The 12,075-nt window shown below is 33.8% G+C and carries 9 protein-coding genes; 4 read left to right on the top strand and 5 right to left on the bottom strand.

Going from position 1 to position 12,075, the window contains the following annotated elements:
• Position 1: 1 nt before the first annotated feature.
• The 5 genes from DFQ09_RS14220 to DFQ09_RS14200 form a co-directional block, all read right to left on the bottom strand.
• Positions 2-547, bottom strand: coding sequence for an RNA polymerase sigma factor (locus DFQ09_RS14220; protein ID WP_115811482.1), 546 nt, complete (start codon positions 545-547; stop codon positions 2-4).
• 24 nt (positions 548-571) lie between these two features.
• Positions 572-1,021, bottom strand: coding sequence for a hypothetical protein (locus DFQ09_RS14215; protein ID WP_115811480.1), 450 nt, complete (start codon positions 1,019-1,021; stop codon positions 572-574).
• A 100-nt stretch (positions 1,022-1,121) separates the two neighbouring features.
• Positions 1,122-2,126 (bottom strand): recombinase RecA, encoded by a 1,005-nt coding sequence (gene recA, locus DFQ09_RS14210; RefSeq protein ID WP_040757350.1) that lies wholly within the window; start codon positions 2,124-2,126, stop codon positions 1,122-1,124.
• A 256-nt stretch (positions 2,127-2,382) separates the two neighbouring features.
• A complete protein-coding gene (locus DFQ09_RS14205) occupies positions 2,383-3,687 on the bottom strand; it encodes a hypothetical protein (RefSeq protein WP_147298353.1) in 1,305 nt (434 codons plus the stop codon).
• Positions 3,688-3,709: 22 nt separating this feature from the next.
• Positions 3,710-6,118: a TonB-dependent receptor gene (locus tag DFQ09_RS14200; protein ID WP_115811476.1), complete on the bottom strand. Its 2,409-nt coding sequence runs from the start codon at positions 6,116-6,118 to the stop codon at positions 3,710-3,712.
• A 681-nt stretch (positions 6,119-6,799) separates the two neighbouring features.
• Between DFQ09_RS14200 and trhO the strand changes: the two genes are divergently transcribed.
• From trhO to DFQ09_RS14180, 4 genes are all read left to right on the top strand, one after another.
• Entirely contained in the window at positions 6,800-7,867 is a 1,068-nt protein-coding gene (gene trhO, locus DFQ09_RS14195) for an oxygen-dependent tRNA uridine(34) hydroxylase TrhO (RefSeq protein ID WP_115811474.1), read from the top strand.
• 140 nt (positions 7,868-8,007) lie between these two features.
• Positions 8,008-9,225: a PSP1 domain-containing protein gene (locus tag DFQ09_RS14190; protein WP_115811472.1), complete on the top strand. Its 1,218-nt coding sequence runs from the start codon at positions 8,008-8,010 to the stop codon at positions 9,223-9,225.
• Positions 9,209-9,712, top strand: a complete 504-nt coding sequence (locus DFQ09_RS14185; RefSeq protein ID WP_115811470.1) for a gliding motility lipoprotein GldH — start codon at positions 9,209-9,211, stop codon at positions 9,710-9,712. Before DFQ09_RS14190 ends, DFQ09_RS14185 begins: the two co-directional genes overlap by 17 nt.
• Before the next feature lie 5 nt (positions 9,713-9,717).
• Positions 9,718-12,075: a penicillin-binding protein 1A gene (locus DFQ09_RS14180; protein WP_115811468.1), complete on the top strand. Its 2,358-nt coding sequence runs from the start codon at positions 9,718-9,720 to the stop codon at positions 12,073-12,075.

Here is a 12,075-nt window from a genome sequence, read left to right as displayed (position 1 = left end):
GTTATAAACTCTGCGACTTTGAACTCGCGTTGTAGGTTTCAATCTTTTCTTTTAAAATCAATCTTGCTCGTGCTAAATTAGATTTTGAGGTGCCTGTTGAAATTTGAATTAATTCACTAATTTCAACATGAGAATAGCCATCTAAAACATATAAATTGAACACCAATCGATATCTGTCTGGTAAGTCTTGAATAATTTTTAATAAAAAATCAATACTCACGTTATCATCATTGAGATCTACAGAAACATCTTCAATATTGTCTTCATTAGTAATATCATAGACTCCAACATCTTCTCTGTAGCGTTGCAATGACGTATTAATTGCAATGCGTTTTAGCCAACCTTCAAAAGAACCTTTATTCTTATACTGCCCTATTTTATTAAAAATAGTTAAAAATGCATCATGCAGGTTATCTTCTGCTTCTGCATAATTTTTAGAGTACTTAAGACAAAGCGAAAATAATTTACTTGCATATTGCTTGTATAATTGGCTTTGAGCTTGTACATCTTGTTTAATACAATTTTCTATGAGCTTGTCTAAACTCACATTAGTTAAGGGATTAATTAATAATTAGTCTAACTGGGTGCTAGTAGAAGTGGGTCTTTCAGCGAGAACAGGCACCTCTACTAAATAATAGATATCTTCTCCTTCCTCATCTACTCCCTGGTAAAATTTAAATAAATATGTTTCGTTTGCTCTGGTTTCAAAATTTAAAGTTACAGTAACCGATTCTTCTTCTTCAACACAAGAATTATCTGAGTAAACGGAATTAATTATAGCTACAACCCGTTCATTTTCATTAATATCGTAATAAAAATTATAAAATTGGTAACAGGTAGAAGGGCGATTGTAAGTTATTAGAATTTCATAGCGTTCACCAAAGACAAAATACTCTGGTATTTCAACACTTTCTATAGGTATAATTTCTGTGCCAATAAAATTAGTGTCATCATCAAGACTACATGACGTAAATATTGAGGTGAAAATTAAGGTTAAAACTAAAAGGGCATATCTTTTCATAATTAAAAATAATCAATTTCACCTTGTAGATGTGAAAAACGCAAAAGGGTTGCGTCTAAAACTAAAAAAATCCTGAAATAATCAGGATTTTTTTAATTTTCTATTTAGATTCTTTAATCAGCGTTCTAACTTTTGCTTCTAGTTCGTCCATAAGATCCGGATTATCTTTAATAATCATCTTCACGGCATCTCGTCCTTGACCAAGTTTTGTGTCACCGTAGCTAAACCAAGACCCACTCTTTTTAACGATTTCGTGCTCTACAGCTAAGTCTAATACTTCACCTACTTTAGAAATACCTTCACCATACATAATGTCAAATTCTGCCAATCTAAAAGGTGGAGCCACTTTATTTTTAACTACTTTAACTCTGGTCTTATTACCCATTACGTTACTATCGCTATCTTTAATTTGCGTAGATCTTCTAATGTCTAAACGTACAGAAGCGTAGAATTTTAAGGCATTACCACCAGTAGTCGTTTCTGGATTACCGAACATTACACCAATTTTTTCACGTAATTGGTTAATAAAGATTACGGTACAATTTGTTTTGCTAATCGAAGCTGTTAATTTTCTAAGTGCTTGAGACATTAAACGTGCATGTAAGCCCATTTTAGAATCTCCCATTTCACCTTCAATTTCACTCTTAGGTGTTAAGGCTGCAACAGAATCAATTACCACTATATCAATAGCACCAGATCTAATTAAGTTATCTGCAATCTCTAAGGCTTGCTCTCCGTTATCTGGTTGAGAAATAATTAAATTATCAATATCTACTCCTAACTTTTCAGCATAGAAACGATCAAAAGCGTGTTCTGCATCAATAAATGCAGCAATGCCACCTGCTTTTTGAGCCTCTGCAATAGCATGAAGTGTTAAGGTTGTTTTACCAGAAGATTCTGGTCCATATATTTCAATAACACGGCCTCTTGGATAGCCACCAACGCCTAAAGCAATATCTAATCCTAATGAGCCAGAAGGTATAGCTTCAACATCTACAACAGCTTGATCGCTCATTTTCATTACTGTTCCTTTTCCGTAAGCTTTGTCTAACTTGTCTAAAGTTAATTTTAAAGCTTTTAATTTTGCATCTTTTTCGCTACTCATATGTTCTTTTTTCTTAGAATTCTTCATTAAATAATTATTCAAAAATACCACTTATTTTAATTAATAACATTTCTCGTTTCAAATTACTACAAATGAAAGTGATGATTTTTTCGACTATTTAAGACTTTAGAAGACGTAATAGTATTAACTAACTCTTTTTGCCATAAAAAAAAACCAGAGTAAATACATACTCTGGTTTTTTCTATTGAAACAGTTAGCCTAATCTCAGGACTATAGGTTGACTATGTGTTTGGGTTTAGAATAACCCAATGTATGAGGCATCTGTTGTTCCTGTTTGCAAGGTCGCACCTTTAGTGTAACCATCTGCACTTGTAGAACTAGGGTCAAAAATATAAACATTACCTACACCTCCTAAAGAGGCTAAGGCCATATATAATTTACCGTCAATTACGCTAGCCCATTGGTACTGACGCAACCATAAATCTAATGGAATATTCATTTTAATAGCTGTTTTATTATACACATCAACACGTACAACATCCCAATTAGAACTTTCATTATCTCCTAAATCGGTATTTAAAACAGGAATATAGCCGATTCCGTTACCTACATAAAACCAACCTGTATTAGCTTCTGCATTATGACCTAAAAGTGATTTAATATCAAATTTACCATATGATGAATCATAAGCTCCATTACTAATTTTCATAATTGAAGCATCTCCAGCTGTTATTAATTGATAGGTATCTCCTAACTCATCTTTATGAGATACAGGTGTTCTGTATCCATTGGTAGAGCCTTGTGCTAATGTTGAGACAATACTAGTTTCGTTTTCTAAAGAAGGATAATCTACGACTAAAGTTTCTACATTGTCATAGACCATTGTGCCATTTTCACCAGTTAAAGCATCATAAAAATTCTTAGCAACACCATAGTATAATTTACCATTAGTGATAACAGGAGCATCAATACGAAAAGTATAAATACCTTCTGTAGAATTATCTTCGTTATAAGGAAACTCAAATGAGGCATTCTCTAAAACACTCATCGTATTTAAATCTACACGTGCTAAAGTCACTGTCGCTTTAGTTCTAATGTAAGGAGATGTTTCATCTGCTGGATCTTCATAGATGTTTTCTGTAGTTACATTGTGTAACATGGCGTAGTTATCATCTATTTTAGTCCAACGTGGATATAAAGTTCCCATAACAGCCTGGATATCGGTTGTTAAAAGTAGGTCGTAGTTTTGTCCGCTGATATAGTCGTATTTAGCAATATCTCCACCACCATAATTTAAATTATAAACAGTTTCACCATCATTAGAAGTGTATACACGTGCTGTACGCGTAGACGGAACCTCTCTACCAAAACCATTAAAAGTGAAGGTTTTATTAGGGTCATTAAGTTCTTCTACTGTAGTACCTTGTATATAGGTTTCAGATTCACCTGTAGGACTAGAACCAATCACCAAGTGGTACGGTCTGTAATTAGATTCTGAAGGCGTTGACGATGTAGTGTCATCCTCACTACATGAAAATGTTGCTAAAGATAATGCCGATACACAGGCAATATTTAGAATAGATTTAATATTGAAATTCATAATTTTTAATTTAAAATTGTTTTTATAAAATTGTAAATGAAATTTTGCCATAAAACCCTCTTCCTGGTTTTTGTAGCGCGTAATTGTCGAATAACTGATTGTTTAATATGTTCTTGACATCAAAACTTAGAGACACTTTGTTTTTAGGAAATGTGTAAGCAAAACCTGCATCAAAAGAAACTTGAAATGGAATCACTATTTTTCCTGAGCCACCAAGGACACTACTACCTCTAAAAAAATCGTGTACATATAATAAATTAGAATAGGTAGACAGTCTAGATCCTTTTTGAATAAAATCCTGTGTATTGAATTTTATGTTATAGTTCATTGTAAAATAAGGTGTGTTGGCTAGTCTTTCGTAGCTTGGAGTAATTGGGTTTCCATTTACATCATAGGTTACGTTATAATCTCTAGCATTAAAAAATGAAGAGTTGGCACTAAAAAAAAGCCTTTCCTTAAAATTATAGTTTAATGTAAAATCAACCCCTTCTGTGTATATTTTTCCAACGTTTGAATTTTCAAAAAATTCCTCATTACTACCTGTCGGAAACTGCATAATTAAATCGTCTGTGTCTCTAATAAATAGATTCGCTGTGATTCCAAACGTATGGGCTTTCAACTTTAAGTTATCATAGGTAAATCCTAGATTGTAGTTGTTGCTGTGCTCTGGTTTTAAATTCAATGCAGGATTTAAATTGGCAGCAACATTACCAAAGACTTCACTAGCTTCTGGTAAACGAATGGCTTTTTCTGCAGACCCAAATACAGTTAATTTAGGAGAGATTGAATACGAAATGGAACCACCAAAACCAAAATCGTTAGAAGTGATATTATTTTCTTCAATAATAATAGTTGAATTTGACGTGTTAGAAGATCGCGTTCGTAGTTTAGATGTTCTATCCATATAGTACGATTTTCCAAAAACTGAAGTTCTTAGTTTTTCATCAAAGGCACTATTTTCAAATGAAAGTGTTAATATCGATTTTAGATATTTGCGTTCTTCTTTTAGTGCATTTTCTGCAGCAGGAAGCATGGGGTCATCAGAATCTCGTGTAAAGGTGTTTAATAAATGATTTAACTGAATGGTGTTATTATCATTGATGCGGTAGGCCACATTGGTACGTGTGTTAATAGTTTCGTCAATATCCTTCTGTAGTGTTGGGTCGCCTGCTTCTGCGCCTGTTGCCCAAACATCAGGGTCATTGTAATAACTGGTAGGATAACCTAACCAACTGTACTGGGTTGCAATAGTATCTATGGTTTTTCTATTGAGACGCGAATACGATGCAAAAGCACTAACATCTAAGTTTTTAAGAACTTCTTTTTTTGCATAATCTAGACTATACATCTTGGTGTTCTGCTCTGTAAATCGGTTACCATATACAATTTCCATTGTGGCACCAGTTTGAATTTGTTGATCCATATTAGAAAGCAATACACCTGCTAATAATTTATCTGCCCAAGAAACGTTTGTATATCCAAATTCAGCTTTACCACCTTGAGATCTGTAGCGATCATGAAAACGTTTCGCTCTAATAAAAACATCAGGTGTTCCGGCAGAAAGCGCTACTGCAACTTGGTCTCCCCAAACTTCATAATCATTATCGGCATAGTTTACAAAGGCAGAACCTCTAGCCGTGAAGCCATTTTTGTTATTTCTGTACCCGCCATTAATATCTGTACGGTAAGTTCCAAATGATCCTGCAGAAACAGACGCTTTTAATTCATTTTTGGTAATATCATTTAGCACAACATTGATAGCTCCACCCATGGCATCATCAGATAAATGTGGAGGTACAACACCTTTGTAAACTTCAATACGTTTAATTAAAGAAGGAGGAATACTGTTTAATGAAAATGAGGGTCCAAAATTCCGAATTGGAACTCCGTCAATAAAAACTTTTACGGAATTACCAGTCATTCCGTTTAAGTTATAATGTGCATGAGATCCTAAACCACCAGACTGACGCACTCTAACACCAGCAGATTGATCTAACAACTCGTTAACTTGTATCGATTGAATTGCCGCTTCTTTGGTTTCTATAACATTAACTGCAAATCCTTTTTCTTCAATTTTTTGTTGAATGGTTTTAGATCTTACAACAACTTCATCTAAGGCTGAAACTTCTAAAGTAACATTAAGTTCTTGGTTTTTTGATGCTAAATCTACTGTTACGGTTTTGGGTATGTCATTTAAGGAATAGAAGGCTACAGTGTATGTTCCGTATGGGATATCTTTAAAGCTATAGCTACCATTTATATTAGAGTTGGTTTCTTTCGAGATGGCATTCCCATTTAATACAATAAATGTAGAAACAGCAGGGTCATTAGAATTGTATTTTACCTTTCCATAGAAACTTCCATTCTGACTAAAGCCAATGATGCTAAAAGCTAGGAATAAAAAAATAGAAAATATTTTGAATTGGGACACGATTAAAATTTTGGCAAAAATATCCTTATTTATATTTATTCCAAATAAAAATAGCCATTATTTTCATTTATTTTAATGATGCGATAAGAGCCTCTAAAATTATAAAGCAATATTTATTCTCTACTGATTTTTAAGATAACTGATTTGCTAGTTCTACGGAAGTCTATACGAGATAATTATGTGCTAGCTATTAATACAAAAAAAAGAAATCATATTTTTTAGTTTTTTTGACGCAACCATTTTACACTTTTTGCATCTACTAAATGAAAAAGGAAATGATTGCTATGATTACCCTTAAAAAGTTGAGTTATTTTTCTGCTTTTTAACATAAGCTAGTAAAGCATTAGGTGTTTCAGTTATCGTTTATTATCCCTCAGTAACTGATAAGCCGATGTAGATTAACTTTTTAATTTGTTTTAAGTTGGTAAGTTAATCTAGTAAAGCACTTTGAAATATTCAAGGTGCTTTTTTTGTGCTTATTTTGAAGCATTTTCAGTAAAAACAATACCTTTGTATTAATGGAATATAAGATTAAGATAGAAGTTGCTCGTTTTTAGAATGATCCTTTTAACTTAAGAATGATTGTAATTTAATTACAGTCTAGTCTTGTTTCTTTGCCCTTAAAGCGAAGCGGTCTTATGTCTTTTTATTTAATTCTTTAACCTTAAAAATTAGTATAGCATGCAACTGTACAATAACTTAAGTGCAAAAGAGAGAGCAGAACTTATTGAACAAGCCGGAAAAGAACGCTTAACAATCTCTTTCTACAAGTACGCCAAAATTAATAATACCGAAATTTTTAGAAATCACCTATTTCTTGCTTGGGACCAATTAGAGGTTCTTGGAAGGATTTACGTGGCTAATGAAGGTATCAATGCTCAGCTTTCTGTACCTGCAGAAAATTTTGAGCCATTCAAAAACCATTTAGACACCATTTCTTTTTTAGAAAATGTAAGATTAAATATTGCCGTTGAGCACGATAATTTTGCCTTTTTAAAGTTGAAAGTTAAAGTGCGTAACAAAATAGTCGCAGACGGTTTAAACGATGCATCTTTTGATGTGACTAATAAAGGAGTCCACGTTAATGCTCAAAAGTTTAATGAGCTTATTGAAGATCCAAACACCGTTTTGGTAGATATGCGAAATCATTACGAAAGTGAAATCGGCCATTTTAAAAATGCCGTAACACCAGATGTAGATACGTTTCGTGAATCTTTAGATTTAATTGAAGAAGACTTAAGAGAACATAAAGAAGATAAGAAACTTGTAATGTATTGTACTGGAGGAATCCGTTGCGAAAAAGCAAGTGCCTACTATAAGCATAAAGGTTTTAAAAACGTATTTCAATTAGAAGGTGGTATCATTAACTACGTGCGTCAAATTGAAGCTGAAGGTTTAGAAAATAAATTCTTAGGTAAAAACTTTGTGTTCGACGAAAGACGATCAGAGCGTATCAGTGATGATGTAATTGCGAATTGCCACCAATGTGGAAATCCTGCAGATTTACATACCAATTGTGCTAATGAAGCGTGTCATTTACTATTTATTCAATGTGAAGACTGCAAAGAAAAAATGGAAAATTGTTGTTCTACAAATTGTATGGAGATAAACCAATTACCTTTCGAAGAGCAAAAAACATTGCGAAAAGGGCAAGGTAATAGTAATGATATTTTCAAAAAAGGGCGTGCAGATCATTTGCCATTTAAAAAGGATTTGCGCAATATTTTTGAAACTATGAAACCTAAATAGGCCGTGCTTTCCTCCGTTATATTTGCTTCTGAAATAACAATGCTATAAGAAGTCCATAAATAGTTTTATCTTTACTCATTAATTATTTACGAATCCTATATCTAGGCTTTTATTAGTCTAGGTTTAATATATAAAATTTTATGGCTTGTAACAGTTGCTCAACTGGAGAAGATGGCCAACCAAAAGGATGCAAAAGCAATGGAACTTGTGGTACAGACAGCTGCAATAAACTTACTGTTTTTGATTGGTTAGCTAATATGTCACTACCAAACGGACAAGAACCCTTTATTGGTGTCGAAGTGCGTTTTAAAAACGGCAGAAAACATTATTATAAAAATACCGAAAATCTTACGTTAAGTATAGGAGATATAGTGGCAACACAGGCAAAATCTGGTCACGATATTGGTATGGTAACGCTTACTGGTGAATTGGTAAGTATACAAATGAAGCGCAAAAAAGTAAGACTTGATGACGCTGAAAATGTATTAAAAATATATCGAAAAGCATCGCAAAAAGACATCGACATTTGGTCTGCCGCTAGAGATAGGGAAGAACCAATGAAGGTTAAAGCGCGTCAATTTGCTATAGATTTGAAGCTGAAAATGAAAATTTCAGATATAGAATTTCAAGGAGATGGCAGCAAAGCTACATTTTACTACACAGCAGAAGAGCGTGTAGATTTTAGAGAGTTAATTAAAGTCTTTGCACGTGAGTTTAGAACGCGTATTGAGATGAAGCAAGTTGGTTTTAGACAAGAAGCGGCACGGCTCGGAGGAATTGGTTCTTGTGGTAGAGAATTGTGTTGTTCTACATGGTTAACAGATTTTAGATCTGTGAGCACTTCAGCAGCGCGTTACCAGCAATTATCTTTAAACCCTTTAAAATTGGCAGGACAATGTGGAAAATTAAAATGTTGTCTTAATTACGAGTTAGATTCTTATTTGGATGCGCTAAAAGCGTTTCCTAAAACGGATACTAAATTATATACTGAAAAAGGAAATGCGGTTTGTCAAAAAACAGATATTTTCAAAGGTTTAATGTGGTATGCTTATGAAGGAGAATGGATGAATTGGCACATCATTACTACAGAACAAGCTAATGAAATTATTAAGAAGAATAAGAATAAAGAAAAAGTAGCAAGTTTAGAAGAATACGCTGTAGAGCATATTCAAGACACTAAAAACGAGTTTGAAAACGTTGTAGGGCAAGATAGTTTAACACGTTTCGATAATCCAAAATCGAATAAGAAACGTAAAAACAATAAGAGCAATCAAAATAACAACAAAAACAAAACTCGAAATCGAAACCGCAATCAAAATTCTAATGCAAAGCCAAAGCCAAATGCTAAGAAAAGTTAATGGGTTATTTCTTGTAATTATCAGTTGTTTTTTATTCACAAGTTGCGACTCTAATGCTGTATTTGACACTTACAAATCAGTGCCAGACCAATGGCATAAAGACTCGGTAGCGAGTTTTAAGTTTAAAGCACCAGACACCTTAAAGAATTATAACTTATATGTTAATTTAAGAAATACTAATGCTTATAAATTTAGTAATCTATTTCTTATTGTAGACATTGACTATCCTAACGGAAAGGTTGTAAAAGATACTTTGGAATATAAAATGGCAGCACCAAATGGTGAACTTTTAGGTACTGGATTTTCAGATTTAAAAGAAAATAAATTATGGTTTAGAGGTTTCAATCAACCTTTTAAATTTAGTGAAGAAGGTGAATATACGGTCAACATTCAACACGCTATGCGAAATAATGGTGTTGTTAATGGCGTAGAGAATTTACAAGGTATAACAGATATTGGTTTTAGAGTAGAACAAGCTCAAAAGTAGTGAATATGGCAAAAAAGAAAACAACGAAATCTAAATCAGAAACATTAGATTTTTCAAAATATGTACGTTGGTTTTGGATAGTATTTTTAGGTGGCATCTTAGCTGTCGTGTTAGTGTTTTTATTAGCCTCTTGGGGAGTTTTAGGAGAAATGCCAGACTATACAAGATTAGAAAATCCTGAAACAAATTTAGCTTCAGAAATAATATCGTCTGATGATCAAACATTAGGTAAGTTTTATTTTGATGATAACAGAACTCCAATTGGTTATGAAGATTTACCAAAAAACTTAGTAGATGCCTTAATTGCTACAGAAGATGTACGTCATTATGAGCATTCTGGAATTGATGGACGTGGTACACTTAGAGCTTTTGTCTTTTTAGGAAGTAAAGGTGGTGCAAGTACAATTTCACAACAGTTGGCTAGACAATTGTTTATTGGAGTTAGAGATAAAGATAATACGACCAATGCTATAATTCAAAAAATACAAGAATGGGTCATAGCCATTCGTTTAGAGCGTCAATACACAAAGGAAGAAATTATTGCCATGTATTTTAATATCTATGATTTTGGTAATAACGGTGATGGTATACGTTCTGCATCTCGTATCTATTTCGGAAAAGAACCAAGAGACTTAGATGTTAAAGAATCAGCAATGTTAGTTGGTATGTTTAAGAATTCTTCTTTATACAACCCAAGACCACATAAGAATCCTGTAGGTGTTAGAAATAGGCGAAATGTTGTCTTAGCTCAAATGGCTAAATACGATTACATCACAGAAACTGAAAAAGATTCGCTTCAAAAAACAGAATTAGATTTAAATTATTCACCTGAATCACATAGAGAAGGGATTGCGACATATTTTAGAGAATACCTAAGGGGTTTTATGAAAGATTGGGCAAAGGATGATAAGAATAGAAAACCAGATGGTGACAAGTACGACTTGTATACTGATGGACTTAAAATTTTTACAACTATAGATTCGCGTATGCAGCAATATGCTGAAAACGCCGTAAATCAACACATGCCAAGGTTACAAGCTGAATTTGATAATCAGAATACGCCAGAGCGCAATAAAACAGCACCTTTCTTAGATCTTAGTACTGTTGAGGTTAATAAATTGATGAGTGACGGCATGAGACGTGGTGAGCGTTGGAGAATTCTTAAAAAACAAGGAAAGTCAGATAAGGAGATTGAAGCGTCATTTCAAAAACCAACGGAAATGAGAGTTTTTAAATGGATAGATGGTGATGCTAGTGAGATAGATACCATTATGAAACCTATAGATTCTATGCGTTATTATAAATCGTTTTTACGCACAGGAATGATGTCTATGGATCCACAAACGGGTCATGTAAAAGCTTGGGTCGGAGGTATGAATTATAGACATTTTCAATATGATATGGTGAAACAAGGAAAACGTCAAGTTGGTTCTACGTTTAAACCTTTTGTTTATGCTACGGCAATCGATCAATTACAGTTATCTCCTTGCGATATATTTCCAAGAGCCCCAATTACAATTGAAGCTAATAAATTTGGAAATCCAGAACCTTGGACCACTAAAAATTCTGATGGTAGCTATTCTGGTGAGCAATCGCTAAAAGACGCTTTAGCCAGTTCAACAAATACAATTACAGCGCGTTTAATGAATGAGGTTGGGCCACAACCTGTTGTAGAGATGGCTAGAAAATTAGGGGTTACATCAGAGATTCTGCCAGTTCCGGCTATTGCATTAGGAACAGCAGATATCAGTGTTTATGAGATGGTGGCAGCCTATTCTACATTTGCCAATAAAGGGGTTTACAATAAACCGGTGATGGTAACACGTATTGAAGATAAAAATGGTACCATTCTGTACCAATTTGTTCCTGAGAGTAAAGATGTGTTAAGTGAAGAAGTTGCTTATGTAACTGTAAATCTTATGGAAGGTGTTACAAAAGCGGGTTCCGGAGGACGTTTAAGATCTAAAGGGGTAGATAAGTACAATCAAATGTATAGAGAAGTCATGACGGGGTATCCTTATGATTTACAAAATCCAATTGCAGGTAAAACGGGTACTACGCAAAACCAAAGTGACGGTTGGTTTATGGGTATGGTGCCAAATTTAGTTACTGGTGTCTGGGTTGGTGCGGAAGATAGAGCTGCGCATTTTAGAACTATTACTTATGGCCAAGGTGCTTCTATGGCATTGCCAATTTGGGGGTTATACATGAACGCTTGTTACGCAGATGAAACCTTAGAAGTCTCTAAAGGACAATTTGAAAAACCTTCAAATTTAAAAATTGATATTGACTGTACAGCTAAAGACGAAGGAGATATTCTTGACGAGTCTGATGGTGTCGATAATATAGAATTAGATTTCTAG

Origin of the sequence: Winogradskyella pacifica (assembly GCF_003386275.1) — a bacterium.
GTDB lineage: Bacteria > Bacteroidota > Bacteroidia > Flavobacteriales > Flavobacteriaceae > Winogradskyella > Winogradskyella pacifica.
Note: the sequence above shows the minus strand (reverse complement) of the source record. Positions and strands in the feature narration are given on the sequence as shown.

What these genes read in the sequence shown, in the direction of transcription:
- DFQ09_RS14185 (WP_115811470.1), top strand. Translation starts at nt 9,209, where the DNA reads ATGCTAAGAAAAGTTAATGGGTTATTTCTTGTAATTATCAGTTGTTTT.
- DFQ09_RS14215 (WP_115811480.1), bottom strand. Translation starts at nt 1,021, where the DNA reads ATGAAAAGATATGCCCTTTTAGTTTTAACCTTAATTTTCACCTCAATA.
- DFQ09_RS14180 (WP_115811468.1), top strand. Translation starts at nt 9,718, where the DNA reads ATGGCAAAAAAGAAAACAACGAAATCTAAATCAGAAACATTAGATTTT.
- DFQ09_RS14190 (WP_115811472.1), top strand. Translation starts at nt 8,008, where the DNA reads ATGGCTTGTAACAGTTGCTCAACTGGAGAAGATGGCCAACCAAAAGGA.
- trhO (WP_115811474.1), top strand. Translation starts at nt 6,800, where the DNA reads ATGCAACTGTACAATAACTTAAGTGCAAAAGAGAGAGCAGAACTTATT.
- DFQ09_RS14205 (WP_147298353.1), bottom strand. Translation starts at nt 3,687, where the DNA reads ATGAATTTCAATATTAAATCTATTCTAAATATTGCCTGTGTATCGGCA.
- recA (WP_040757350.1), bottom strand. Translation starts at nt 2,126, where the DNA reads ATGAGTAGCGAAAAAGATGCAAAATTAAAAGCTTTAAAATTAACTTTA.